Source organism: Mesorhizobium shonense, from assembly GCF_040545255.1.
Classification (GTDB): Bacteria; Pseudomonadota; Alphaproteobacteria; order Rhizobiales; family Rhizobiaceae; genus Mesorhizobium; species Mesorhizobium shonense.
On sequence record NZ_JBEPLM010000020.1, the window covers coordinates 62,626 to 85,737 of the forward strand.

Here is a 23,112-nt window from a genome sequence, read left to right on the forward strand (position 1 = left end):
TCCGGTTACTGAATTGGCGCGCGGGGCAAGACCGCCTCGCCCGGTTCCATCACGTAAGTGTAGTCGAGCGAGAACCACGGACCCGCCACGTCGGCGTGTTCCCCGTGGGGACCTTCATGGCGTACGAAGTCTCCTGTCAGGGTCGAGGTGACGCCGAACTGGACGTCGGAATCTATGTTGGGATCGCTTGGGTCGAACACCTGGGAGATCAGGGTCTTGTAACCCTTCTTGAAAATGAGCGCGTGCAGGTGGGCGGGACGATAGGGATGGCGGCCTTGGGCAGCGAGCAACCGGCCGACTACACCGCCCGTCGGAATCGGGTAGCCCACCATCTTGACCGTTCGGAACCAGAAACGACCGCAGTCGTCCGTCGTGAACTTGCCGCGCAGATTCATCTCCGCCTGATCGGGGTCCTGGTTCTCGTAGAGACCGACTGGCGATGCGTGCCAGATATCGACTTCCGCGTCCGCGATCGGGTGTCCGACGCGGTCGACGACCTTGCCCTGGACGAATAGCGGAGTACCGGGCGTCTGCGATCTGATGATGGTGCCGCCGTTCTCGACACGAGGTGAATTGAGCCGCCAGAATGGACCGAGCAGGGACTGTGAAGTTTCCGTCTGCCCGTTGTTGCCGTTGTTGAGGAGGCATACGAGCGAGGAAACGCCAAGCGATCCGGCCATCAGCACAAACTCGTTGTGGCTGTCTGTCTGGAGTTGTCCGATCTCATTGAGAATGGCAGTCGCGTTGCGGAACTCGGGTTCAGTAAGGCGGGCCTCGCGGCAAAAAGCGTGCAGATGCTTGACCAGAGCGACCAGTATTTCCCGCAGGCGGGGGTCGCGCGTCCGCTCCATGACCGCGAGCACTGCTGGTGTGAGATCGCTCTCTGACTCGATAGGCATGCAAGGGTTCCCTCCAATGGATCAATGACTACGAGAATAATCGATTATTTGTCAAGCTTCGTTATGGGGTTCTTTTGCCCAACCAAGTCATCATGAGAGACGATGTCCGCCATAATGCACTGATAACATCACATAAAATCTGAGCCATCTTAATGCCACCTCAATAGCTCGACCTCGGCGAACATCCGCTGGTTGACAAAAATAATCGTTTATGAGATTGATCATCGACACTTGCCGGCATCGTCGCCAACGGGAGGAAACATGCAAGCCGACATCCACAGTGATGAAGGATCGAGGCCGGAGACAACATCCTCCGGCTCGGGCTTCGCCGACGACGGCAAGAACACCATCGGAAGCCAGCTCGCCTCAAGGCTCCGCGAGGCCATCATTTCCGGCGACCTGGCGGCGGGAAGCAAGATAAACCTCGACAAGGCGCGGCAGTCGTTCAATGTGAGTCTGAGCCCGTTGCGCGAGGGCCTCGCGCGTCTGATCTCGGACGGCCTCGTCGAATTCGAGGACAACCGCGGCTACCGGGTGTCCCCCATATCTTTGGCCAATCTCGAGGAAATCACGGCCCTGCGCGAGGAGCTGGAAATCTTCGCGCTTCGGGAGTCCATGCGTCTCGGCGACGTCGAATGGGAAGGCAACGTCATGCGGGCGCTGCACCGCCTCAGCAGGACGGAGCGCGACGCCTCTCGACCCGAGACTTTGGAACAGTGGGAAGCTATGCACCGCGAGTTCCACCTCACCTTGATCTCGGGATGCCAGAAGCCGCTGCTGCTTCATTTCTGCAACCTGCTGCTCAACCTTAACGACCGTTACAGGCGCGTGTTCCTCACCCGCACGTCGGGGGATCGAAACGTCGCCCAGGAGCACAGCGAGATCGCGCAGGGCGCGGTGGCGCGCGACGTCGAGTATTCGAGCGACAAGCTGCGCCAGCACATACATCGGACCGGGACAAATCTGCGCAACCATCTGGCCGAGAAGGGGATCAAGTAAATGGTCGACATGCATGGCGTCGATCTGCTCGGCGTCGCACATTTCTCCGCCATCATGCTGCCCCCGGACGATTTCGCCCGGGCTGCGGCAAGGGCTGGTTTCGGCGCCATCGGCTTGAGGCTGCACCCGGCTTTCCAGGGCGCGCCCTACTATGAGCTTCCCCTTGGCTCGCGCGCTTCTGGGGAATTCAAGAGCGTCCTGGATACCGAGGGGCTCGAGGTCTTTGACATCGAGTTCTTCGTCATCGACCCTTCGTTCGAGGCGTCTGCCGTCGAGCGCGTCATCGAATCCGCCGCCGACCTCGGAGCGAGGCGGCTGAGCGTTTGCGGCGACGACTGGGACCGGGGACGCCTCGTGGCGAATTTCGCCGCGTTGTGCGCGATCGCTGCGCGTCACGGCATGTCCGTCGACATCGAGAACATGGGCTGGCGGGTCATCAAGACCTTCCAGGACGGTGCCGCCGTCGTGAAAGAAGCCGGCGCTGAAAATGCCGGGGTCCTCGTCGATGGCATCCACTTCTTCCGCAATGGGGCCACTGTGTCGGAGCTTCGGGAACACTCTTGGCGGGTCGCGCATGTTCAGCTCTGCGACGCGCGAGGGCCTGCACCGCGAACCAATGAGGAAATGATCGCAGAAGCCCGTGGCGGGAGACTTGCCCCGGGTGCCGGAGAGCTCGGTCTCGCCGAACTGGTCGCGGCGACGCGGCCAGGAACGAGGTTCTCGGTCGAGGTCCCGTTGACGGGCGGCAAGGCTCCAGTCGATCACCTCTCGCGGCTCGCGACCACCGCAAAAAGTCTCCTGGAACGAAGCCGGCGTTGACGGTGCCAGCACAGCCGAAGGGGCGACGCGTCCCTTGGGGAGGTAAAGAAAACAATGGGCTACAAGTTCGATTTCAGCGTGGTCTGGGACCGCGCACCCGAGCTGCTGCTCGCTTCACTGGGAACTTTGGGTCTCGCGCTCGCCGGGATGGCCGTCGCGTTGGTCATCGGGATCTTCGGCGTCGCGGCGCGAACATCAAAGGTAAGGGCCGTGCGCGCCCCCGCCGTTGCGTTTGTGGAGATCGTGCGAAACACCCCGTTCCTAGTGCAGATTTTCTTTATCTACTTCGCTCTTCCGCTCATGGGCATCCGGCTCAATCCGACACTGACCGCAATCATAGCACTCGGGATCAACGGCGGTGCCTATGCCATCGAAATCATCCGCGGCGGCGTCGAAAGCATAAACAAAGGCCAGATCGAAGCGGGCCTGGCGCTCGGCCTTCACAAGGGCGAGGTCTTCAGGAAGATCGTGCTCAAGCCCGCTTTGCGGGCAATCTATCCCTCGCTTACGAGCCAGTTCGTCATGCTCACGCTGACGACGTCGGTGTGCACCTCCATCGCCGCTTACGAGCTGACCTCGGCCGCTCAGATCATAGAGTCCGACACGTTCCGCAGCTTCGAAGTCTATTTCTCGGTCACCGTGATGTACCTCGTGATCTCGAGCCTGATGATGGGTCTCTTCACCATCATCTCCCGCATCTATTTCAACTATCCGACCCGATAGGAGGCGCCAGATGGGACCTATCGGCGGAAACGAACTGTTCTTCCTCTTGCAGGGCCTCAAGTGGACCATCCTGCTCGCAGTCATCGGCTTCCTGGGCGGCGGGGCGTTCGGAGTGCTGATCGCACTGCTACGCACCGCCCAGAACCGCGTGGCGCGCACCGTCACGACCGGCTACATCGCCGTCTTCCAGGGCACGCCGCTGCTGATGCAGCTGTTCGTCGTCTATTACGGCGTGGCGCTTCTGGGCGTTGACGTCAACGCTTGGATAGCGGTGGCAATCGCCTTTACGCTTCACGCCAGCGCCTTCCTCGGCGAGATATGGCGCGGCGCGATCGAGGCGGTGCCGAGGGGCCAGACAGAGGCGGCCAAGGCGCTCGGGCTGCACTACGTGTCCCGCATGAAGGACGTCGTTCTTCCGCAGGCCCTGAAGATATCGATGCCGGCCACGATCGGCTTCCTGGTCCAGTTGATCAAGGGAACCTCGCTCGCGGCGATCGTCGGCTTCATCGAACTGACGAGAGCCGGCCAGATCGTCTCCAACCAGACCTATCGACCCCTTCTCGTCTTCGGGATCGTCGGCCTGATCTACTTCATCATTTGTTGGCCGCTTTCCCATCTGGGCAGCGGCATCGAGAAACGGATGGCGAAAGCCGCCCGCTAACGCTTCGTGGGAAGCACACCAAGAGGAGGAAATAGAATGAGCATTTCACGCAGAAACGTCATGAAAACGGCCCTGGCGGTAGCGGCGATGTCCCTGATCGGATCGAGCCTGGCCGTCGCCGCGACGGTCGAGGAAATCAAGGCCAAGGGGACCTTAATCGTCGGCATCCAGGGCGACAACGCGCCATGGGGTTTCATCAACTCCAGCGGCATCCAGGACGGCTTCGACGCGGACATAGCCAAGCTGTTCGGCAAGGAGCTCGGCGTCGAAATCCAATTCCAGCCGCTGGCGGTCGCCAACCGCATTCCCGCTCTCACCACCGGAAAGGTCGACATCCTCTTCGCGACGATGGCGATGACCGAAGAGCGAGCGAAGTCGATCCAATATAGCAAGCCCTATGCCGCCAACACGATCTCCCTCTACGCGGCCAAGACCGACGCCGCCAAATCGGCGACGGATGTGGCGGGCTGGGAGATCGGCGTGCCAAAGTCCAGTTCCCAGGACAAGGCCGTGACCGCAGCAGTTGGCTCGAGCGCGACCGTGCGCCGCTTCGATGACGACGCCGCGACGATTCAGGCGCTGCTGTCGGGACAGGTCAAGGCGGTGGGCGGCAACCAGTTCTACGGACAGCGCCTCGACGCTGCCAGCGCCGGTACCTACGAGCGCAAGATCGACTTTCTGACGACCTACAACGGCGTGGGCACGCGCTTGGGCGAAAAGGATTGGAATGAGACGGTCAACGCCTTCCTCGACAAGATCAAGGCAAATGGCGAACTCGCCGCGATCACGAAGAAGTGGATGGGCATCGATCTTCCGAAATTCCCTGAATCGATCCCCAACATCCCGTTCACCGTCAATTAAACCGCAGATCGAAGAGACCGTTCCATGTCCCCCAATCATCAGTCCACCATGATCGCCCTTAAGGGGGTCGGGAAATGGTACGGCCCTTTCCATGCGTTGAAGTCCATCAACCTAGAGGTCCGCAGAGGCGAGAAAATCGTGATCTGCGGGCCTTCTGGCTCGGGCAAATCCACTTTGATCCGATGCATAAACGCCTTGGAGGAAACGCAGGAAGGCAAGATCACTGTCGAGGGGCAACTGCTCGATGGGTCGGCCAAGGCCGTCGACGCGATCCGTCGCGAGGTCGGCATGGTGTTTCAAAGCTTCAATTTGTTTCCACATATGACCGCACTCCAAAACTGTACGCTCGCGCCGATGAGGGTCAGGGGTTTGGGCCGGGCCGAGGCCGAGAAGCTGGCCCGAAAATACCTGGAACGCGTCCGAATAGGGGATCAGGCGGACAAGTATCCCGCGCAAATGTCGGGTGGCCAACAGCAGCGCGTCGCCATCGCAAGGGCGCTGTCCATGGAGCCGAAGGCGATGCTCTTCGACGAGGCGACGTCCGCCCTCGATCCGGAAATGGTGAAGGAGGTGCTCGACACCATGATCAGCTTGGCCCGCGACGGCATGACGATGGTGTGTGTGACGCACGAGATGGGGTTCGCTCGGCAGGTGGCCGACCGCGTGATCTTCATGGCCAACGGGCAAATCGTCGAAGAGGCGCAACCCGAGGTCTTCTTCACTTCGCCCAAGCACGAACGCACGAAAGCCTTCCTCGGCGAAATCCTCGCGCACCACTGAGCACGGAACTCCCAGATGAACAGCGATGGCTTTCACGTCGGCCTCATCGGTGCCGGCATCCAGATGTCGAAATCGCCGGCCCTCCACGAGGAGGAGGCCCGCGTGCTAGGCCTGAAATACGCCTATGAGCTTCTCGATGCCGCCGAACCGCCTCGTGTAGGCGCGACATTGCCCGACTTGCTCGCGGAGGCGGACAGGAGAGGCTTTGCGGGGGTGAACGTCACCCATCCGTTCAAGCAGTCCATCATACCTCTTCTGAACGGCTTGTCCGAGGACGCTGACATGCTGGGGGCGGTGAACACGGTCGTGATGCGGGCAGGCAAACGCATCGGGCACAACACCGACTGGCACGGGTTCTATCGGAACTTCTCGAACGGGCTTGCCGACGTCGACAAATCCCGGGCGGTCTTGCTCGGTGCAGGGGGCGCGGGGGTGGCAGTCGCACATGCGGCGATCAAGCTCGACATGGGGATGCTCTATATCTTCGACCAGGACCCATCGAGGTCCCAAACCCTGGCTAACCAACTCAACAAACGCTTCGGCCGCGAATGCGCACAAGCCATAACCGACGTCGGGGCGGCCTTGGAGCAGTCGTCGGGATTGATCCACGCGACGCCGATGGGGATGAAGGGCCATCCGGGATTGCCGATAGAACCGCAATGGCTCCAACCGCGCCACTGGGTCGCCGACATCGTCTACATGCCGCTCGTGACAGAGCTCTTGTCGCTGGCCAGAGCAAAGGGATGCCGGGTACTGCCCGGAGGAGGCATGACCGTCTTCCAAGCGGCCGCTGCCTTTCACTTGTTCACAGGCGTCGAGCCTGACGCTGACAGGATGTCTCGCTATTTCGAGGTGCTGTGCCGCCAGTCGGCGTGAAGAGGACACGGGCAAATGCCGCACATCATCATCGACTACAGCCGCGGCGCTTCCGAAGTCGTCGACCTGGAGGCCCTGGCCCGCGCGGTTCATCGCGAGGTGCGCGATGGAGGGCTCGTGAAGCCCACCGCGGTCAGAACATTGGCCAGAGAGGCGACTGTGTCCCTGGTGGCCGACGAGCATCCGCAGAACCATTTCATCCAGATCATCGTGCGCATGGCACCGGGCCGCGAACCGGAGGTGAAGAAACAGCTCCTTCAGCGCGTGTTCGAGGCGGCGCGAGGCGTGGCCGCGGTCGCGCTCACCGACGGTCGGATCGGCCTTAGAGCGGACCTCTATGAGTCCAATCCCGAGTTCGCCATTTCGGCCAGCTCGATTCCTTGACGATGCCACATTCAAAAGAGCCAACCATGAGCGTCATCTACGTCTTGAACGGCCCGAACCTGAATCTGCTCGGCAAACGCCAGCCCCACATCTACGGACATGAGACGCTGGCAGATGTCGAGGCGGATTGCCGGCGACTTGCGAGCGAACTGGGCCAAGAAATACGTTTCCATCAAAGCAATCGGGAATACGAGATCATAGACTGGATTCACGAGGCGCGCGAAGACGGCGCGGGCATCGTCATCAACCCGGCGGCTTTCACACACACATCCTTGGCGATCCTGGACGCGCTGAATACCTTCGAGGGGCCGGTGATTGAGGTGCACATTTCGAATGTCCACAAACGCGAGAGCTTCCGCCACCACTCGTTCGTGTCCCACCGCGCGGACGGTGTGATCTGCGGGCTTGGGACCGAAGGCTATCAACTTGGGCTTCGACGTGTCGCCTCACTGATCACGCCCAAGGACACAGGATGAGAGTGCGATGACGAGAACGACGACTGGCGGTCATGGGTGTCGGCCTCATCGGGAAGCGCCATGTCCAGCACGTATTGTCGGAACCGGAGGCGACGCTCAGCGCCATCGCCGATCCGCCTCCGGCTTTAGAGCAATGGACTCGAACGAGAATTTCTACCCGAGAAGGCTTGACGTCTGGCGCGCGAAGCCGAACCCTACAGATTCAACTAAACCTCCCATTCGCTTTTTCAGGCGTTCACAGAAGTGGACGTGCGAGCCGCTGCCAAGGCCGCATAATGTTGCTTTAGCAGCGTTTTCCATAGGGCTACGTGCGGCAGCTGCTCGATAGCTTGGTCCTCTCGCCCATTCTGGCCATTGATCGTGAAGGCACTCGAGCGGTTCCCAGGGACTGGCAACGACGCGCTCCCCTTGCGGACTTCAGGCGCGGTCTCATTGGTTCGGGGAATCGAACACCCCTCGATTTTCTCCTTTCCGACAGATCGATTATATCGATTTGTTGTAATGGCCTCCCGAAGCGATTCCGAAGGCGCCGACTGCATTGGCCGCGACGATGTCTCCCGCGGCCGGTACAAGCAAATCCATGCGGCGGGCAAAGGCGACAAAAGTGCTGCGAGCGGTTTCGGCATCCACCTCGCCGGCGAGGGCTGCCCGACAGGCATTGAGCGCGATGCCGTGAGCAGCGTTCCGCTTCAATGGCGGCCATTCATCCAGCAGGACGAAGGCCTCTTTTACGCTTTGAATGTCGGTCGGAAACCCAAGACCCACGAGCACCCTCACGGGATGCTGAAATTGATTGTGTTCCATGTTTTCATCCGTTCACGTGGTTCATCGATCGAAAGATTCCCCACGGCGCGTTTCGTGAAAGGTTGGCCTATTAGCCTGTCGAACTCCCGTTCGCCGGGTGTTGTTTGCCGTCGCTAAGATTCCGCGCGGCCAGAAACATCACCGTGTATGCTGCTTTGCGCCGATCCCAACCTGCGTGTTCTGCCCGGTCGAGCAGTTCCGACAGGATCGGCTCCAGCGCGGTTTTCAGATCCGCTTCGTAGTTCAGGTCGGTGGCCGCGCGCGAGGGCGGCGGGATGACATCCAGTTTCATCACGTTCATGGCCTCACCCAATGTCAGAGACGTCCGCGCCCCATGGAGCGCGGACACCGCTGCCTTTCCTCAGAAGTCCATGCCGCCGCCGGGCATTGCCGGAACGGCGGGTTCTTTCTTTGGCTTCTCGGCAATCATCGCTTCGGTGGTCACCAGCAGGCCGGCAACCGATGCCGCATCCTGAAGCGCGGTCCGCACCACCTTCACGGGATCGATGACGCCCTCGTTGTAGAGGTCGCCGAAGGTATTGGTCTGTGCGTTCCAGCCCCAGCCCAATTCCGGTTTCTCCCGCAGCTTGCCGACGATGATCGAACCTTCCGCGCCGGCGTTCTCGGCGATCTGCCGCACAGGTGCTTCGATCGCGCGGCGCACGATCTCGATACCGTGCTTCTGATCCTCATTCTCGGCCTGCACGCTGTCCAGTGCTTTTGCCGCCTGCAGAAGCGCTACGCCGCCACCTGGCAACACGCCTTCCTCGACCGCAGCGCGCGTCGCATGCATGGCATCGTCGACACGGTCCTTGCGCTCCTTGACCTCGACCTCGGTCGAGCCGCCGACGCGGATGACGGCGACGCCACCGGCGAGCTTGGCCAGCCGCTCCTGCAGCTTCTCGCGATCGTAGTCGGAGGTCGCCTCCTCGATCTGCGTCTTTATCTGACTGACGCGACCCTGAATCTCGCTCTTCGAGCCGGCGCCGTCGACGATGGTGGTGTTCTCCTTCTCGATCACTACCTTCTTGGCGCGGCCCAACATGTTGAGCGTGACGTTTTCGAGCTTGATACCGAGATCTTCCGAGATAGCGGTGCCGCCGGTGAGGATGGCAATATCCTCCAGCATGGCCTTGCGGCGGTCGCCGAAGCCGGGCGCCTTGACAGCGGCGACTTTGAGGCCACCGCGCAGCTTGTTGACGACCAGCGTCGCCAAGGCCTCACCCTCGACATCCTCGGCGATGATGAGCAGCGGTTTGGACGACTGCACCACAGCCTCAAGCACGGGAAGCAGCGCCTGGAGGTTGGAGAGCTTCTTCTCGTGGATCAGCACATAGGGCTCTTCCAACTCGACGCGCATCTTGTCCTGATTGGTGATGAAGTAGGGGCTGAGATAGCCACGGTCGAACTGCATGCCTTCGACGACTTCCAGTTCAGTCTCGGCGGTCTTGGCTTCCTCGACCGTAATCACGCCCTCATTGCCGACCTTCTGCATCGCCTCGGCGAGGAAGCGGCCGATTTCGACATCGCCATTGGCCGAGATGGTGCCGACCTGGGCGATCTCGTCATTTTTGGTCACCTTGCGAGCGTTGGTCTTCAACTCCCGCACAATCGCCTCGACGGCCTTATCGATGCCGCGCTTCAGATCCATCGGGTTCATCCCCGAGGCAACGGCCTTCGCACCTTCCTTGACGATCGCCTGGGCGAGTACCGTTGCGGTCGTCGTGCCGTCACCGGCGATATCGCTGGTCTTTGAGGCAACCTCGCGCACCATCTGAGCGCCCATGTTCTCGAACTTGTCCTCAAGCTCGATTTCCTTGGCGACAGTAACGCCATCCTTAGTGATGCGCGGCGCGCCGAACGACTTGTCGATGACGACGTTGCGGCCCTTGGGGCCGAGGGTGACCTTCACCGCGTTGGCGAGGATATCGACGCCGCGCAGCATCTTCTCACGGGCTTCGGTATGGAATTTGACGTCCTTGGCAGCCATTTTGCACCTCCTTCCCTTAGGCAGCATTTGACGAATTAAGACCCGATCAGGCGCGTCGCCTACGCGGCCTTGCTGGCCTGGATTTCGTTCTCGATCACACCCATCACGTCGGTTTCTTTCATGATGAGCAGGTCTTCGCTGTTGAGCTTGATCTCAGTGCCGGACCATTTGCCGAACAAGATGCGGTCGCCGACCTTGACGTCGAGCGGCGTAAGCTTGCCACTTTCGTCGCGCGCGCCCGGGCCGACAGCGATCACTTCGCCCTCCTGCGGTTTCTCCTTGGCAGTGTCGGGAATGATAATGCCGCCGGCCGTCTTCTCCTCGGCCCCGATGCGGCGAACCAGGATACGGTCGTGCAATGGACGGAACGTCATTTCGTTCTCCTTCAGGACAAACAGATTTTTGAGGTTCCTCAACACCGGGCCGGCAATATCGGCCGGTGCGGGGCGCCGCGATCCTTCTTCAGGCATCACGCATATCGAGCTAGTTTTGCATTTTTTGAGTTTCAAGAGGGCGCTGAAAAATTTTTGGCACGCGGCACTTCGGAGTGCTAGCGACATGAAATCATGAAGCTATTTTGCTAGGGCGCGCGATTTTTGGGTCTTGAAATTCGGCCCGAACCCCACGAAATTTTTTGCGGTTGGAGTCCCAAAAGGCCTCACTGCAACACAAACGATGCCAAGGAGATTGTCAGTAAGCGGAGACCATCGATGGAGCGAACCTTGCCGAAAAACATCCCCTCGATCGCCCCTGAAACGTCTGATCCTTCGCTTGATCGCCTGCTGTTCCCGGCGCGGCATTTTAATCACCCCGACGAGGTGGTGTGCGATCGCACGCTCGATATTCAGGAAAAGCGCGCCATTCTTGCCTCATGGGCGTCGGATGCTTGCGCCGTCGAATCCCTGCCTGCGCTGCGAAAGCCACCGGGCACTGCGAGCCCGGTGACGTTTGACGCAGTCATGGATGCACTTGGCCGACTGGACAACACTCGCGCCGAATTTGGCTGTGACTTCAAGCAACGACGGGACAGAAAACGCCCGCAAAGACTTGATGCCTGAGCGCGTGCTATAGGAGGGACGCATGGTCAGCAGGGAATTCCGGCTGCAAATGGAGGGCTACGGTCTCACAACCGCGGAAATCCACTACCATCTTCCCGATCATCCAAGCCTTTTGCAGCTCTACGTTTGGCAGGAATACGATCTTGCACCGGAATTCCCAACCCTGAAGGGGTTTCTGGACTACTGGGAGCGCGAACTCGAAGGCGCGCTCCATTCCGTGCGCGTCGCCCATCACCGCCTGATCCGGCCTTCCGAATGGCAGGCCGTAGACGGCATCGTGACAATTCAATAGACGGCGCCCGGTTTCGCTTCGGCCAGGCCCGCTAGGTCTGCCGACGTCAGGGCTATTGGCCAAAGACCGTCACACCAAAGCCTCTTTGTTGGTTGGCGGTGTGCAGCAGCCACAAAAAACCGATGCGCTCGGATCGGTCAGTTCCAGTGGAACGAGAACGAGCATTGCAGTGGTCGTGCATAGCAGCGAAACAGATGCGTACTCGTTGAAGCGCTTGCCATTAAGCATTTGAAGACCGGCGCTAAGCCGCCTTAGCGATTATTTTCCCCCTTGACGCCCCGGAAACCGATTCCCAACTCATCGTTGTCGGCCGCCGAGTAAGGGACCGATGTGTCAGGGAGCGCCAGGCTTCTTGGCGTTCCCTCGTATCTATGTTGCTCCAAGGAGGATGTAGTTATGAGAACGAACTTGGACTTTTCCCCCTTCTATCGGTCGAGCATCGGCTTTGACCGCATCTTCACCCTGCTCGAAAACGCCAGCCCGCCACAGAACGCGGACAACTGGCCGCCCTACGATATCGCCAAGCATGGCGAAGACACCTATCGCATTGTCCTTGCGGTCGCCGGTTTCGATGAAGACGAGCTTACGATCACGCACGAGCCAAATATGCTCGTGATCGAGGGCGCCAAGACAGAGAACGACGACGCTCAGTTCCTCCATCATGGCCTGGCGCTGAGGCCGTTCGTGCGCCGCTTCGAGCTGGCCGACCATGTGACTATTGTGAGGGCAAAGCTGGAGAACGGTCTGCTGATCATCGACCTCAAGAAAGAAATCCCCGAGGAGATGAAGCCGCGCCGCATCGCGATCAATGTCGATACCGGCAAGAAGGCCGCGTCCAAGCGCATTGAAAACGCTGCAGCCTGATCTTAGCGGTCGACCTGCCCTCCACCCCGTTTGTCGTGGTGCGCCTGGCTACGACCCAAAGTTCGAAAGGAGAAGGACAAATGAGCGTGCGTGACTTGATTCCCTGGAGCCGTGGCGGCAGCCAGGTGCCGAGCATTTATCGCAATGAAGGAATGGATCCGTTCCTGTCGCTGCATCGCAATGTCAACCGGCTATTCGACGAGGTGTTCCGCGGTTTTGACACGCCTTCGATGCTGGGCCGCATGAGCCCTAACAACGGCATTTGGCCAAGCGTAGAGTTCTCGGAAACCGATCAGGAAATCCGGGTGACGGCCGAAATCCCTGGCCTCGATAAAAACGACGTCGAAGTCATGCTGGATGATGGTGTTCTGACGCTTCGCGGCGAGAAGAAGGCAGAGACCGAGGATAAGGACCGCCAGTTCAGCGAACGCTTTTATGGGCGCTTTGAGCGGCGCTTCAGTCTCGGCCGTGAGGTTGAAGAAGACAAGGTGGCGGCCACGTTCAAGAACGGCGTGCTCACCGTGACACTGCCGAAGACCAAAAAGGCCCAGGCAAACGCCAAGCGCATTGCAATCAATGGCAGCAAATGACGGTTCGTGAAGGAGGGCCGGGGCTCGTCCAGCTCCGGCCCTCGCAGATAGCGAGGATGGCCAAATGACATCCGACAGCCTCGACAGAGCCGCATCATGGGATGCTGGACCACGCCCTCGCAATCACAGGGAGGTAACAAATGACCGGTCTGGCTTTCCTTGCCCCCGTGCAGGTTAAGACCACTAACGCGATACACGACATCAACTCGGTGCGGGAGGCGCTCGTATTCTTGAATCAATGGCCGAAGGTCCGTCGGGGACCGGTATACAGCTGCGCAGTGAGAAGCTGCAACGCCGCGATCGCCGGGCAGATGACAACCGAACAGGCGCGACAGGCATTTGTCAGCTTTGCCAGGATAGCTGGGGTGCTGGCCAAATCCGATTTTTCGCCACTGGCAGGGGTTGACCAAAAGCCGTCGGTTTCTGAGCGCGGGCCCTGACTTCAGCCCGGGCTGCTCTTGGGCGCGCATAGGGTAGGGACTTCGACTGGACGAGGTCGATCACGGAAAACCTATGGGGCAGATTTCTGATTTTGGCCCTACAAAAACGAATAAACTCAACGCTCTTGTCGCCGTCCTCTGGGCCCCACCAAAGAGACTCATCCCGCGAATTGCGGTGATTAACGGACGTAACTCAAACAGCCACGATTTTCTTTCTTCTTACCAGGATGTCATTTGGCGGCAACGCGCTTATTCTCAAGCCTGCCGACCTGACACCGCTGTCAGCGCTTCTGCTGGCGCATCTTCTTTGGCGTGATGCGCTCTCCGCGATGCCCGCTCAACGCTTGACTCGGACTGCCGGGCGCCTTCTTCATTGCTCCGTGTTTGATCGCCGGAGTTCAGCAAAGCGCCCAGCGATGAAGTCCAGGAGCGCGCGAACGCGATTGGGGACGAAGCGCCCGCTAGGTAAGAGAGCATGCAACGGATACGGATCTGTCTCCCATTCGGTCAGTAGTCGCACCAGATTGCCGCTTTGCAGATCACGCCGTTGTTCGATCTCCGTCATGAAGATGATTCCGGCTCCCGAAACAGCCCATTCGCGTGCCAGCGAGGCGTCATCCACGATCCGGTCGCCACTGACCCTTACCGTGGTCCATTGGCCGTTCTGACCGAACCGCCACGAGCTGAACGTGCGACCGCCGCGAATGAATGAGATGCAGTTGTGGTCCACCAGGTCTGTCGGCGTATGTGGCGTGCCGCGACGACTCAAATAGTCGGGAGAGGCGCTGACGACAGGGTGCGCAAGCGAAAGTGGACGGGCCACGAGGCGAGAGTCGTTCAACTCACCGTACCGGATAGCCAAGTCCACCTCATCTCGTAGCACGTCGAGCACGCGGTCGCCAACATTGAGCGCCAGTTTCACTCCGGGATGAAAGTGCAAGAACTCATCAAACATTGGCATTAGCACTGTCCGAGCAAGGTCCGACGGCGCCGAGACACGCACGGTGCCCACCAGCGCGCCGCGTTCGGCATCGAGCTGGGACTCTCCCTCGGCAAGTAGCTCGAACGCGCGCCGGGCGTACTCCAGAAGGATTTGACCTGGCGGCGTAAGCCGCATTGCACGTGTGGAGCGTTCGAAGAGCCGCGTGCCCAGCTGAGTCTCGAGCCGTTTGAGCGTTGCGCTGGCCGCCGCCGGCGTGATGCCGAGTGCCTGCGCCGCTGCGGTCAATGATCCTCCGCTGACCGTGTGCAGCAGCACTTGGAGGTCGTTTACATTTTCAATTCGGGTTTGAAAGTGAAACATCTAGAGGTCATCTTATCAAGCGTAGGAATGTTATCTACATTGCCTTCCATCGATATGGAAGGAAAGATTGCCATGAAAGCTGTCGGTTATCACAAGAACCTGCCCATCAACGCGCCCAAGGCGCTCGAGGACATGGATCTGCCCGCGCCGGTGCCTGGTCCGCATGACCTGCTCGTGCGTGTACACGCGGTCTCGGTCAATCCGGTCGACACCAAGGTCCGCGCCGGCAGCGCGCCGGCCACCGGCGAAGTCAAGGTGCTCGGCTGGGATGCCGTCGGCTTGGTCGAGGCCGTTGGCCCGCAGGCCAGTGGCTTTGAGGTCGGCGACCGCGTCTGGTATGCCGGCTCGATCAAGCGCCCGGGCGCCAACAGCGAGCTGCACGCCGTGGACGCTCGCATCGTCTCGAAGGCGCCCAGGTCGCTTTCGGATGGGCAAGCCGCGGCGCTGCCGCTGACGGCCATCACCGCCTGGGAGCTGCTGTTTGATCGGCTGCGCATCGCCCAAGGCGGTGGCGAAGGTCAGACGCTGATGGTCGTGGGCGGCGCCGGTGGCGTGGGCTCGATCCTGATCCAGCTGGCCCGGCAGCTGACCAAGCTGCGCGTCATCGCCACGGCGTCGCGTCCGGTGTCGCGTGAATGGTGCCTGGAGCTGGGCGCGCACGCGGTTATCGATCACTCCAAGCCGTTGTCGCAGGCGCTGCGCTCGGCCGGCATCGAGCACGTCGACTACGTGGCCTCGCTGACGCAGACCGGCACGCATTACCAGGAGATCATCCAAAGCCTGAAGCCGCAGGGCGCGCTCGCTGTCATCGACGACATGGAAGGGCTGGATCCGATCGCGCTCAAGAGCAAGTCGCTGTCGCTGCACTGGGAGCTGATGTTCACGCGCTCGATGTTCGAGACGCCCGACATGCAAGAGCAGGGCGTTCTGCTGGGGCGCGTGGCCGACCTGGTCGACTCCGGCCGCGTCAAGACGACCGCCAACGCCGTCTTCGGCCGCATCAACGCGGAAAACCTGACCCGTGCGCATGCGCTGATCGAAAGCGGCAAGGCCGTAGGCAAGGTCGTGCTCGAAGGCTTCTGATTTCGAGCGCTCCGCATACGAGCACCCAGGCGCACAACTTCAACTCTTTCACCCTTCCGCCAACTTCAACACAAGGAACCTCAAATGGCTTAAAGCAACGCTACTCATACCCAAACCAAGGCTTCCATCACGCGCGACAGCGCGCTGGCGCTGGCCGTCGCCGCGCGTGACGCGGCCACCAGGATCGGCCTGAACCTGGCCATTGCGATCACCGACGACGGCGGCCACCTGATCGCCTTTGAGCGCGCCGACGCCACGCCGTTCCTGGCCGCCGAAGTGGCTATCAACAAGGCTTGGACTGCCGCCTCCTTCGGTCTGGACACGATGATCTGGAACCAGGTCGTCGCTCAGCCGGCCACGGCTCCGCTGGCCAACCATCCGCGCGTCATGCCAGTGGGCGGCGGTGTTCCCATCGTGGTGGGCGGCCGTGTGGTCGGCGGCATCGGCATCTCCGGCGGCGCCGCTCAGCAAGACCACGACATGGCGGTCGCTGCGCTCGAGGCCGCCGGTCTGGAGGTCTCCAAATGAACACAACCCTCTCTCAACGCGACGCCGGCGTCGCGTTGGCTACGGCGGCCGCTGATGTCGATGTCGCCTCTGCCGCGGGTGACCTCTATGCGCGGATGACCAAACGGGATCTGGCTGGGGTCCTTCGCTACATCCCCGCTGTCGGATTCGCCGAGATCGGCCCGTCGGCGCCTTCGGTTCACGTCCTGAAGCCTGCGGCGTTCGAGGCGCTGTTTAATTCGGATGCGGTGATCAGGCTCCGCGCCGAAGACGTGAACGTGCAACGCTTCGGCAGCACCGCGGTCTAACGGGCGTACGTGTCGGCTCGGTAGGCCCAAAGGACAAGCCGTCTACCGAGCTTCGGGCGCCGTTTACGATGGTGTGGACCAGCGACAACGGCAGCTGGCATCTGCGACACATCCATTTATCCTGAGACAGCGGGGCCAAGTGGCGACACATTGGCTAAACCCCAAAGAAAAGGGCCACCCTAATTTAGGGTGGCCCTCCCTATGTTAGCCCGTTTGCTTGCACTTCCTGCCGGGCCAATGCCACCACGGCTGCCATTGTGAAGTCGCCCCTATTGGCTCGCCAAACCGTATTTTTGATTCACGGGTGGCGACCTGCGCGAGGACAACGCCGGTGAGAGACTTACGGCTTAGACCAAGGTTGCCAAACTCCCGCAATTTCGATTTCGCATTGTGCTTGGAACGGTCGACTGAACGCGGCATTAGACAGCCACGAAGTGGAAATATCCTCCAAAGCACAGGTTTCCGCCGCACTACGATATGTCGCTTCGCGCCGATATCTGTCGTTCAAACCCGCTTTTGCAACACCTGAAAGCAGACCTATTTTCAGATCGCTGCTTGCCCGGCGATGCTCTTTGCTCAACAGCCGCCTCAACAATCCCCTGGTGCGATGATTGATTGCGATCAGTGCTGGTCCAGTGACGTCGATCATCGCTGGGGCGGAGCTATCTTCACTGTCCAGACGGCATCTGTCACCGTTAATACCCATTTGGCAACGGCACCTAAGCTCAAAGCATGAACCATTCACCCTTTGGCGCCCACGGGGCCTGTCCCGGGCGCGATGCACACTGAATCGCCAGACTGGCAATGGCTAAGCCCTTTGGAGAAGTATTATCTTCGTGAGGAAAGACTAAAGTAAACCTCAAAATAGATGGTCGCTAACCGTGACGCCCATTCTTCATTTGGACGAAGCCAATCTCGGTCTTGCCCATTTCCAGCGTTGCAAATGCAGCCCATCGAAGGAGTTTCAAACTTATGACCAATCATAAGTTCAACGAGCCTGTTTCAGTGTTCGTAGGTCTTGGCTTTCCTCACGAAGTCTCAACCGTTTTGGACGCCTACCATCTTCTGCTCGAATGGAATGGCATCCCCGATCTCGACCATGATGGTGCCCTCGAAGTCTGTAGAAAAGCCCTTAACGGCGACCGGACGGCTGAAGACGCGCGTGGAGCATTCGAGCGCTTTGCCCGCACCAAGGGTATTCTCTCGGAGGAAGCGCTCGAGCGAGCAGCGGCTAGCTATGCTCAGGAATGGTTAAGCGCCTGAACTACCCGCGTCATCTCTGCCGGAACTGATTCCTAGCGTGAATTGATTTTCTAAAATCGGCCAGCCAGACGAACCCGAGAAGCCGGCCCGGGCTCCGGCAGTCAATCGGAAGAGGTCGGTGTTTCCCGACTCTGCAAATGACGAATCGATCCATTCCGGCGATCCCGTCGCCGTCGAGAAGGTCAAGGTCAAGGCCAGGATCGAGGCGCTGGCGCCGGCGATCGCATTTGCCGCCTTGGCTTTGTCGATCGACAACGCCGCACGCGTGGCGCTCGACATCAACGCCGCCGAATAGGCCAAAATGGCCGGCATCAGCAAGCGCGTGCTAGTGCCCCTCGGGGCCGCTGAGCCGCTAGGCGTCGAGATCCGCATGCGTGTCCAGAAGGCCTTGGAGCGGGCCGGGGTTGACTACCGAGACTGACGGGGCCTGGGATCAGGGTGAGGAAAGGCAACGTCAGGAGGGTCGGCCTCTAGACCGACCGTGACAGCAAGTGCGGCTTTGATCCTCCCTTCGCAGCGGGAAGGGTACCTTGGTGCAACACGCACTGCGGCAACGTGCCATTGAGCTAAGTTTGTACGCGATTGCGTGACAATTGCGTGCATGTCGGGAGCACGCTTGCTCGATTGCCGGCAACGCAGAGCGACGTTGTTGCGGGAGCCGTGAAGTTCTTCTTAGTCACCGCCGATTGCATACGTGCCCGTTCCGTGCCGCTGAGCAGTAAAAAAATACCCAAAAGTGGTACGTTTAAGATCGGTTGTGTGAAATCATGAATGGACCCTCCGGCATAGTTGAATTAGCTTTGCAGCTTCAGGTTGCCTGGGCGTTGAGTTAATTCGGGGCGAGATGGGTTTATCAAAACAGTCTCTGGCATACGGGCGGACACCCGCGTTGGCCGACTCAAGTTGGGTAAAACGTGTGTCCGAACTGCCCGGAGCCGTCCGGCGTGTCCATCCGGCGGGCACGACGATCGCGCGCGAATATCAGGCTAGATCGACTATCTTGGTCATAACCGCGGGCTGGGCGGCATTTGCCAGGATGCTGCCGAACGGCTCGCGTCTGATCGCCGATTTCGCGCTGCCGCACGAAATGGCCTTGATCGAGTTCACCGGAGAGATGAGCGAGACGGTGACGGCACTGTCGAACGTTGCCGCGATTGAGCTCGCCGGTCCCATCCGTTCCGTTTTTTCGCGTTACCCACAGGTCATTTGCGAGGCAGTGCTGGCGGCTGAGGCGAGCCGGTATTCAAGGGTCGCGGAACATCTGGCGAGTGTCAGCCGAAGGGGAACCGTCGAGCGCACCGCCCATCTTCTTCTCGAACTGGCGTGCCGCAGCCAACGATCGGCAACGAGCTATCCGGATCGCTATGACTGCCCGCTGACCCAGACCGAACTGGCGGATGCGTTGGGTCTCTCGGCCGTGCATGTGAGTCGCGTGCTGAAGACATTGCGGGAGGCAGACCTGGCTTCGTTCCGCCGTGGCGTGGTGGAGTTGCACGACCATCAGGGGCTTATTGAAATGGCCGGATTTGACCGGTCCTATATCTCGACCTGACAGTCCGGCTGTATTGCGACGCACGCGTTCTGCCTATCGCCAAGATCGGCTCTAACTTGGCTCGGCATCGGCAAGCTCATCGACGGCTTCATCAAGACCCTGAGCAGCTGCCGCTCGAGCCACATACGGCCGGCGTGCTCACCGGCGATGCCCCTGGAGAGATAGTGGCCGGTGGTCAGTAGAACTTCGCTTGGAGACGGGGGTAGTTGGCGGGATGAATGGGCGGCCAGCTAGCCGCAATACGGGAGCGGCCCGGCAGCCTTTGTGTGGCGTGCTGGCCACCGGGCCTAACCGGCAGGGCTTAGCAGGGGTAGTTGGCTACCGGGGGCACCGGCTAACGAATGAACATACGCTCCTGCTAATATACATGATACGCATCCCTAAGGACGAAGGGGCTACCGATGTCGATCCAACCGCGCGATGGAGTTGCCGCGACGAGATCGGATCGGTGCAACTGCGCCCCGGGAATAGCCAGCCATGCGGAAGCATCACCCCGCGACGCCTGCCTTCGCGCCACCACAGCCACAGCAGCTCCAAGGGTTGCGGCGAGAGCATGGCGTTGCGATCCTTGCGTCCTTTGCCCTGTTCGACGCGGATCAGCATGCGTGTACTGTCGATATCATCGACCTTGAGGTGCGCGACCTCCGATACGCGCAGGCCCGCGCCATAGGCGACACCGAGCGCGGCCTTGTACTTGATACCAGGCGCTGCTTCGAGCAGCCGCGCCGCTTCCTCCACGCTCAGCACCTCCGGCAGCTTGCGTGGATGGCGCATGATCACCAGCACACGGGCCAGATCCCGCCGCTTCAGCGTCACCAGGAACAGGAATCGCAACGCCGAGACCGCGCCGTTGATGGTCGCAGGCCCGACGCCGTTCTCATGCTGATACAACTGGAAGCGGCGGATGTCCTTGGGCGTCGCAGTATCGGAAAAGCGTCGGAGAGGCTGCGAAGCGCCGGACGTGACGAACGTAGTCCTGCTGGGTATCTGAGCCCGGGCCCCGCATGAGCATGTCTTGCTGCATGCGCTGGCGAAGTGGCGTGGTCGGTGCGTCGGTCGACAGGGTATCCATGGCGAGTTCCTCTCGTTGAAGGAACTGCCATGCCGGGCCGCCATTCTCGACGGCGAGGTGATTGTGTCAGGCGAGCAGGGTACGCCCGATTCCCCCTGTGCTGGAAGTTGCGATCTGGAACGAGCCGAGCCGGCTGGTGTTCGTCGCGTTCGACATCCTCCATCTCGACGGTTGCAATCTTCCTCCCTGGCCCTTGCTGCAGCGCAAGCAAGCGCTGCGTCAATTGGTTGAGCTGGCGCCGGCAAGATCCAATACAGTGAGCATTTTGAGGGCGACGCACTGGTGAAGACAGGGCTAGATGGCGTCATTTCGAAACGCGCCGATAGCCGGTACCGAAGGGGACCGTCTAAAACACGGCTGAAGTCAAATATTCGATAAAGCCGATTTCGAATTGCGAAGCTGGTAGTCCCGCGTGGGCAGCGAACGCCGCTCGGCCCCGTGGGTCGTAATAGTTCGAATCGCGGCCGACGCCTGCGCCAATTTCTGTAAATTACTAATTTAGTAATTTTTAATTAATGTTCATCGTGTTGATAGGGGGTCACGCATTGCGACTACCCTGCAAACGGCCCTTGTTAAGAAAGCAAGTTGAAAGTTTGCCAAGTTTGGCGGTTATGCTATTTCTAAACTAAGGGGGAACGCATATTGGCACCGCCTATGGAGGTCGCACTTGCATCCAAAGGCATCCGGTGTCGGCAAGGAGAGTAAGGGGTCCAGCCCTGACGTTCCAGATACCGCTGAAGCGCTTCTCGCCGACCTCTTGTCGAACACCGCGGATCTCGTGTCGTTCTATGATCGCGACTTCCGCCTGACGCACTATGCAACCGGGCTCAAAGACCTGTATGGAGGTGCGGTGACGCCGGGTGCTGCCATTTGGCAGGTCTATCCGGGCTTCCTCGATTCCAGGTGCCGCGGCGAATTTCTTCGAGTCTTCCAGGGTGGCTCCGCGGCACGAATCGAATTGCCGCGGTCAACGGGCGATGCGCCTCTGTCTGTTTTCGTCTTCGGTACCTCAAATGGTGTGGGCATCATCGAATCGAGGGAGCGCGTGGGGCGGAGCGCAGTGGAGGAGCAGGAGCGTGTAACTCTGCTCCATCAGGCGACGCACGACGTGCTGACCGGCCTGCAGAATCGGCGACGGTTTGGCGAGCGGCTGCAGCAGGCACTGGCGGCCACTGGTGGAGAAAGGCCGAAAGCGGCGCTGCTGCAAATCGATCTTGACGATTTCAAAGCGGTCAATGACACACTCGGCCACGGCGCGGGCGACACGCTCCTTCAACTCGCGGCAGGTCGAATCCGCGATGCACTGCAGGAGGGAGAATCCGCGTACCGCTATGCGGGCGATGAGTTCGCCGTCATTCAATTGGGAAAGGAGCAGCCCAGGGAAGCTGAGCGCCTCGCCGGATCGCTCGTCGATGCATTCAAGCAGCCGTTCGTCATCAACGACATTCCCGTGTTCGTTGGCTCCAGTATCGGAATTGCGTTCGCGCCGGAGCACGGGACCGATGGCGAGCAGCTGATGAAAGCCGCCGACATTGCGCTTTACGCAGCCAAGACAGATGGGCGCGGCTGCGCCAGGACGTTCAACCGTGCGATGCTGCTCTTGCTTGAGCAACGCGAGAATCTTAGGCGCAGCCTTCGAATGGCGCTGGAGCGCGGGGAGCTTTATCTGGAGTATCAGCCCTTCATTAGGCCACCCTCGTCAGTGATCGGTTTCGAGGCGTTGCTGCGGTGGCGGCATCCCGAGATCGGGGTCATTCCACCGGGCGTGTTCATACCGATCGCCGAAGCCGACGGCCTGATGGACGAAATTGGACGGTGGGTGCTCGAGGAGGCCTGTCGTCAGGCGTTGACGTGGCCTTCCTCGATGACCGTCGCAGTCAACCTGTCGCCGGCGCAGTTCCTTAGCGGCTCGCTGACAGACACCGTCGCTCAGATCGTCGACACAGTTGGAATCCGGGCCGACCGACTTGAACTTGAAATAACAGAGAAGATCCTGCTTGAGAAGACGATCGACAATATCGATACTTTAAATACGCTTAATGTCTTAGGGATACGCATTTCTCTCGATGACTTTGGAACTTACTATTCGTCGCTGAGTTACCTTAAGAATTTTCCCTTCGACACCTTGAAAATAGATCAGTACTTCATCGTGGACCTGGAGTCCGATCTCAAAAGCCAAACGATCGTGCGATCGATAATAAATCTGGCGCACGGGCTGGGAATAAGCGTCACCGCCGAGGGCGTCGAGACGTCCGCGCAGGCACGGTGGCTGATCAAGGAAAACTGCGATTGCCTGCAGGGCAATTTCCTGGGACGGCCGATAGGAATCGAGGCAATCGGCGATTTCATCAAACGGGTCCCGACGAGAGTGGGACGAGCGATGGAGCAAACAAACGGGGCTGGCTAGTGCCTTGCGCCCTCGGATGTCATCGCTCCCCAGGGTACAAATTCTTATGGAACAAGTGAGGATGCCGATGGGATCTGTTCATCTGACTGGCGAGCCGAATT

The 23,112-nt window shown here is 60.0% G+C and carries 31 protein-coding genes; 23 read left to right on the top strand and 8 right to left on the bottom strand.

The features are described from left to right. Positions 1-5: 5 nt before the first annotated feature. Positions 6-899, bottom strand: coding sequence for a dioxygenase family protein (locus tag ABID26_RS32320; protein ID WP_292372779.1), 894 nt, complete (start codon positions 897-899; stop codon positions 6-8). A 261-nt stretch (positions 900-1,160) separates the two neighbouring features. Between ABID26_RS32320 and ABID26_RS32325 the strand changes: the two genes are divergently transcribed. Genes ABID26_RS32325 through aroQ form a run of 9 tightly spaced genes read left to right on the top strand, consistent with a single transcriptional unit; the run spans position 1,161 to position 7,478 of the window. Next, positions 1,161-1,898: a GntR family transcriptional regulator gene (locus ABID26_RS32325; protein ID WP_292299266.1), complete on the top strand. Its 738-nt coding sequence runs from the start codon at positions 1,161-1,163 to the stop codon at positions 1,896-1,898. Next, positions 1,899-2,717: a sugar phosphate isomerase/epimerase family protein gene (locus ABID26_RS32330; protein WP_292372782.1), complete on the top strand. Its 819-nt coding sequence runs from the start codon at positions 1,899-1,901 to the stop codon at positions 2,715-2,717. 54 nt (positions 2,718-2,771) lie between these two features. After that, the gene (locus ABID26_RS32335; RefSeq protein ID WP_292372784.1) at positions 2,772-3,440 is read left to right on the top strand and encodes an amino acid ABC transporter permease; all 669 of its coding nucleotides are present in this window, start codon (positions 2,772-2,774) and stop codon (positions 3,438-3,440) included. A gap of 10 nt (positions 3,441-3,450) precedes the next feature. Continuing rightward, positions 3,451-4,101, top strand: a complete 651-nt coding sequence (locus ABID26_RS32340) for an amino acid ABC transporter permease (RefSeq protein ID WP_292372786.1) — start codon at positions 3,451-3,453, stop codon at positions 4,099-4,101. 36 nt (positions 4,102-4,137) lie between these two features. Beyond that, a complete protein-coding gene (locus ABID26_RS32345) occupies positions 4,138-4,962 on the top strand; it encodes a transporter substrate-binding domain-containing protein (RefSeq protein WP_292372788.1) in 825 nt (274 codons plus the stop codon). A 24-nt stretch (positions 4,963-4,986) separates the two neighbouring features. Beyond that, positions 4,987-5,742, top strand: coding sequence for an amino acid ABC transporter ATP-binding protein (locus ABID26_RS32350; RefSeq protein ID WP_292372790.1), 756 nt, complete (start codon positions 4,987-4,989; stop codon positions 5,740-5,742). A 15-nt stretch (positions 5,743-5,757) separates the two neighbouring features. Then, positions 5,758-6,618 carry a shikimate dehydrogenase gene (locus tag ABID26_RS32355; protein WP_292372792.1) on the top strand — a complete coding sequence of 287 codons (861 nt, stop codon included), beginning with the start codon at positions 5,758-5,760 and terminating at the stop codon, positions 6,616-6,618. Between the two features lie 15 nt (positions 6,619-6,633). Next, positions 6,634-7,002: a 5-carboxymethyl-2-hydroxymuconate Delta-isomerase gene (locus tag ABID26_RS32360; RefSeq protein WP_292372794.1), complete on the top strand. Its 369-nt coding sequence runs from the start codon at positions 6,634-6,636 to the stop codon at positions 7,000-7,002. Between the two features lie 26 nt (positions 7,003-7,028). After that, the gene (gene aroQ / locus ABID26_RS32365; protein ID WP_292299205.1) at positions 7,029-7,478 is read left to right on the top strand and encodes a type II 3-dehydroquinate dehydratase; all 450 of its coding nucleotides are present in this window, start codon (positions 7,029-7,031) and stop codon (positions 7,476-7,478) included. 483 nt (positions 7,479-7,961) lie between these two features. Here the strand turns inward: aroQ and ABID26_RS32370 are convergent, their stop codons facing one another. The 4 genes from ABID26_RS32370 to ABID26_RS32385 form a co-directional block, all read right to left on the bottom strand. Beyond that, positions 7,962-8,282 (bottom strand): DUF982 domain-containing protein, encoded by a 321-nt coding sequence (locus ABID26_RS32370; protein WP_292372797.1) that lies wholly within the window; start codon positions 8,280-8,282, stop codon positions 7,962-7,964. Between the two features lie 70 nt (positions 8,283-8,352). Then, entirely contained in the window at positions 8,353-8,583 is a 231-nt protein-coding gene (locus ABID26_RS32375; protein WP_292299209.1) for a hypothetical protein, read from the bottom strand. Positions 8,584-8,643: 60 nt separating this feature from the next. Next, a complete protein-coding gene (groL, locus tag ABID26_RS32380) occupies positions 8,644-10,272 on the bottom strand; it encodes a chaperonin GroEL (RefSeq protein ID WP_354417645.1) in 1,629 nt (542 codons plus the stop codon). A gap of 59 nt (positions 10,273-10,331) precedes the next feature. Then, the gene (locus ABID26_RS32385; RefSeq protein WP_354417679.1) at positions 10,332-10,646 is read right to left on the bottom strand and encodes a co-chaperone GroES; all 315 of its coding nucleotides are present in this window, start codon (positions 10,644-10,646) and stop codon (positions 10,332-10,334) included. Between the two features lie 336 nt (positions 10,647-10,982). On the opposite strand from ABID26_RS32385, the gene ABID26_RS32390 reads away from it, so the two are divergent. From ABID26_RS32390 to ABID26_RS32415, 6 genes are all read left to right on the top strand, one after another. After that, positions 10,983-11,330, top strand: a complete 348-nt coding sequence (locus ABID26_RS32390) for a hypothetical protein (protein WP_126098456.1) — start codon at positions 10,983-10,985, stop codon at positions 11,328-11,330. Positions 11,331-11,352: 22 nt separating this feature from the next. Beyond that, complete coding sequence (locus ABID26_RS32395; protein WP_292372801.1) at positions 11,353-11,622, top strand: usg protein; 270 nt, start codon at positions 11,353-11,355, stop codon at positions 11,620-11,622. Between the two features lie 396 nt (positions 11,623-12,018). Continuing rightward, positions 12,019-12,486, top strand: a complete 468-nt coding sequence (locus tag ABID26_RS32400) for an Hsp20 family protein (protein ID WP_292372804.1) — start codon at positions 12,019-12,021, stop codon at positions 12,484-12,486. Positions 12,487-12,566: 80 nt separating this feature from the next. After that, a complete protein-coding gene (locus tag ABID26_RS32405) occupies positions 12,567-13,076 on the top strand; it encodes an Hsp20/alpha crystallin family protein (RefSeq protein WP_292372806.1) in 510 nt (169 codons plus the stop codon). 140 nt (positions 13,077-13,216) lie between these two features. Beyond that, positions 13,217-13,516, top strand: a complete 300-nt coding sequence (locus ABID26_RS32410) for a DUF982 domain-containing protein (protein ID WP_292372808.1) — start codon at positions 13,217-13,219, stop codon at positions 13,514-13,516. Between the two features lie 73 nt (positions 13,517-13,589). Beyond that, the gene (locus tag ABID26_RS32415) at positions 13,590-13,832 is read left to right on the top strand and encodes a hypothetical protein (protein ID WP_354417648.1); all 243 of its coding nucleotides are present in this window, start codon (positions 13,590-13,592) and stop codon (positions 13,830-13,832) included. Positions 13,833-13,886: 54 nt separating this feature from the next. Here ABID26_RS32415 and ABID26_RS32420 read toward each other — a convergent pair whose 3' ends face one another. Then, on the bottom strand, positions 13,887-14,744 hold the full coding sequence (locus ABID26_RS32420; protein WP_354417650.1) for a LysR family transcriptional regulator: 858 nt from the start codon (positions 14,742-14,744) through the stop codon (positions 13,887-13,889). A gap of 147 nt (positions 14,745-14,891) precedes the next feature. Here ABID26_RS32420 and ABID26_RS32425 point away from each other — a divergent pair, with 147 nt between their 5' ends. From ABID26_RS32425 to ABID26_RS32435, 3 genes are all read left to right on the top strand, one after another. After that, on the top strand, positions 14,892-15,902 hold the full coding sequence (locus tag ABID26_RS32425) for a zinc-binding alcohol dehydrogenase family protein (RefSeq protein ID WP_292372812.1): 1,011 nt from the start codon (positions 14,892-14,894) through the stop codon (positions 15,900-15,902). Between the two features lie 183 nt (positions 15,903-16,085). Continuing rightward, entirely contained in the window at positions 16,086-16,430 is a 345-nt protein-coding gene (locus tag ABID26_RS32430; protein ID WP_292372851.1) for a heme-binding protein, read from the top strand. Beyond that, positions 16,427-16,717, top strand: a complete 291-nt coding sequence (locus ABID26_RS32435) for a hypothetical protein (RefSeq protein WP_292372814.1) — start codon at positions 16,427-16,429, stop codon at positions 16,715-16,717. The genes ABID26_RS32430 and ABID26_RS32435 overlap by 4 nt, the downstream gene beginning before the upstream one ends. A gap of 340 nt (positions 16,718-17,057) precedes the next feature. Here ABID26_RS32435 and ABID26_RS32440 read toward each other — a convergent pair whose 3' ends face one another. Next, on the bottom strand, positions 17,058-17,366 hold the full coding sequence (locus ABID26_RS32440; RefSeq protein WP_292372816.1) for a hypothetical protein: 309 nt from the start codon (positions 17,364-17,366) through the stop codon (positions 17,058-17,060). Positions 17,367-17,689: 323 nt separating this feature from the next. Here ABID26_RS32440 and ABID26_RS32445 point away from each other — a divergent pair, with 323 nt between their 5' ends. The 3 genes from ABID26_RS32445 (at position 17,690) to ABID26_RS32455 (ending at position 19,532) form a co-directional block, all read left to right on the top strand. Then, positions 17,690-17,980, top strand: coding sequence for a DUF982 domain-containing protein (locus tag ABID26_RS32445; RefSeq protein WP_292372818.1), 291 nt, complete (start codon positions 17,690-17,692; stop codon positions 17,978-17,980). 118 nt (positions 17,981-18,098) lie between these two features. Next, positions 18,099-18,275, top strand: coding sequence for a hypothetical protein (locus ABID26_RS32450; protein ID WP_292372820.1), 177 nt, complete (start codon positions 18,099-18,101; stop codon positions 18,273-18,275). Positions 18,276-18,896: 621 nt separating this feature from the next. Further along, positions 18,897-19,532 (top strand): Crp/Fnr family transcriptional regulator, encoded by a 636-nt coding sequence (locus ABID26_RS32455; RefSeq protein ID WP_292372822.1) that lies wholly within the window; start codon positions 18,897-18,899, stop codon positions 19,530-19,532. A 318-nt stretch (positions 19,533-19,850) separates the two neighbouring features. On the opposite strand, the gene ABID26_RS32460 is transcribed toward ABID26_RS32455, so the two are convergent. Then, positions 19,851-20,423 carry a tyrosine-type recombinase/integrase gene (locus ABID26_RS32460; protein ID WP_292372824.1) on the bottom strand — a complete coding sequence of 191 codons (573 nt, stop codon included), beginning with the start codon at positions 20,421-20,423 and terminating at the stop codon, positions 19,851-19,853. Positions 20,424-20,701: 278 nt separating this feature from the next. On the opposite strand from ABID26_RS32460, the gene ABID26_RS32465 reads away from it, so the two are divergent. Both ABID26_RS32465 and ABID26_RS32470 read left to right on the top strand, forming a co-directional pair. Continuing rightward, positions 20,702-20,890 carry a DNA ligase-like domain-containing protein gene (locus tag ABID26_RS32465; RefSeq protein WP_292372826.1) on the top strand — a complete coding sequence of 63 codons (189 nt, stop codon included), beginning with the start codon at positions 20,702-20,704 and terminating at the stop codon, positions 20,888-20,890. A 381-nt stretch (positions 20,891-21,271) separates the two neighbouring features. After that, positions 21,272-23,011 carry a putative bifunctional diguanylate cyclase/phosphodiesterase gene (locus tag ABID26_RS32470; RefSeq protein ID WP_435528629.1) on the top strand — a complete coding sequence of 580 codons (1,740 nt, stop codon included), beginning with the start codon at positions 21,272-21,274 and terminating at the stop codon, positions 23,009-23,011. Positions 23,012-23,112 lie beyond the last annotated feature (101 nt).

What these genes read in the sequence shown, in the direction of transcription:
- ABID26_RS32320 (WP_292372779.1), bottom strand. Translation starts at nt 899, where the DNA reads ATGCCTATCGAGTCAGAGAGCGATCTCACACCAGCAGTGCTCGCGGTC.
- ABID26_RS32325 (WP_292299266.1), top strand. Translation starts at nt 1,161, where the DNA reads ATGCAAGCCGACATCCACAGTGATGAAGGATCGAGGCCGGAGACAACA.
- ABID26_RS32330 (WP_292372782.1), top strand. Translation starts at nt 1,899, where the DNA reads ATGGTCGACATGCATGGCGTCGATCTGCTCGGCGTCGCACATTTCTCC.
- ABID26_RS32335 (WP_292372784.1), top strand. Translation starts at nt 2,772, where the DNA reads ATGGGCTACAAGTTCGATTTCAGCGTGGTCTGGGACCGCGCACCCGAG.
- ABID26_RS32340 (WP_292372786.1), top strand. Translation starts at nt 3,451, where the DNA reads ATGGGACCTATCGGCGGAAACGAACTGTTCTTCCTCTTGCAGGGCCTC.
- ABID26_RS32345 (WP_292372788.1), top strand. Translation starts at nt 4,138, where the DNA reads ATGAGCATTTCACGCAGAAACGTCATGAAAACGGCCCTGGCGGTAGCG.
- ABID26_RS32350 (WP_292372790.1), top strand. Translation starts at nt 4,987, where the DNA reads ATGTCCCCCAATCATCAGTCCACCATGATCGCCCTTAAGGGGGTCGGG.
- ABID26_RS32355 (WP_292372792.1), top strand. Translation starts at nt 5,758, where the DNA reads ATGAACAGCGATGGCTTTCACGTCGGCCTCATCGGTGCCGGCATCCAG.
- ABID26_RS32360 (WP_292372794.1), top strand. Translation starts at nt 6,634, where the DNA reads ATGCCGCACATCATCATCGACTACAGCCGCGGCGCTTCCGAAGTCGTC.
- aroQ (WP_292299205.1), top strand. Translation starts at nt 7,029, where the DNA reads ATGAGCGTCATCTACGTCTTGAACGGCCCGAACCTGAATCTGCTCGGC.
- ABID26_RS32370 (WP_292372797.1), bottom strand. Translation starts at nt 8,282, where the DNA reads ATGGAACACAATCAATTTCAGCATCCCGTGAGGGTGCTCGTGGGTCTT.
- ABID26_RS32375 (WP_292299209.1), bottom strand. Translation starts at nt 8,583, where the DNA reads ATGAACGTGATGAAACTGGATGTCATCCCGCCGCCCTCGCGCGCGGCC.
- groL (WP_354417645.1), bottom strand. Translation starts at nt 10,272, where the DNA reads ATGGCTGCCAAGGACGTCAAATTCCATACCGAAGCCCGTGAGAAGATG.
- ABID26_RS32385 (WP_354417679.1), bottom strand. Translation starts at nt 10,646, where the DNA reads ATGACGTTCCGTCCATTGCACGACCGTATCCTGGTTCGCCGCATCGGG.
- ABID26_RS32390 (WP_126098456.1), top strand. Translation starts at nt 10,983, where the DNA reads ATGGAGCGAACCTTGCCGAAAAACATCCCCTCGATCGCCCCTGAAACG.
- ABID26_RS32395 (WP_292372801.1), top strand. Translation starts at nt 11,353, where the DNA reads ATGGTCAGCAGGGAATTCCGGCTGCAAATGGAGGGCTACGGTCTCACA.
- ABID26_RS32400 (WP_292372804.1), top strand. Translation starts at nt 12,019, where the DNA reads ATGAGAACGAACTTGGACTTTTCCCCCTTCTATCGGTCGAGCATCGGC.
- ABID26_RS32405 (WP_292372806.1), top strand. Translation starts at nt 12,567, where the DNA reads ATGAGCGTGCGTGACTTGATTCCCTGGAGCCGTGGCGGCAGCCAGGTG.
- ABID26_RS32410 (WP_292372808.1), top strand. Translation starts at nt 13,217, where the DNA reads ATGACCGGTCTGGCTTTCCTTGCCCCCGTGCAGGTTAAGACCACTAAC.
- ABID26_RS32415 (WP_354417648.1), top strand. Translation starts at nt 13,590, where the DNA reads ATGGGGCAGATTTCTGATTTTGGCCCTACAAAAACGAATAAACTCAAC.
- ABID26_RS32425 (WP_292372812.1), top strand. Translation starts at nt 14,892, where the DNA reads ATGAAAGCTGTCGGTTATCACAAGAACCTGCCCATCAACGCGCCCAAG.
- ABID26_RS32435 (WP_292372814.1), top strand. Translation starts at nt 16,427, where the DNA reads ATGAACACAACCCTCTCTCAACGCGACGCCGGCGTCGCGTTGGCTACG.
- ABID26_RS32440 (WP_292372816.1), bottom strand. Translation starts at nt 17,366, where the DNA reads ATGATCGACGTCACTGGACCAGCACTGATCGCAATCAATCATCGCACC.
- ABID26_RS32445 (WP_292372818.1), top strand. Translation starts at nt 17,690, where the DNA reads ATGACCAATCATAAGTTCAACGAGCCTGTTTCAGTGTTCGTAGGTCTT.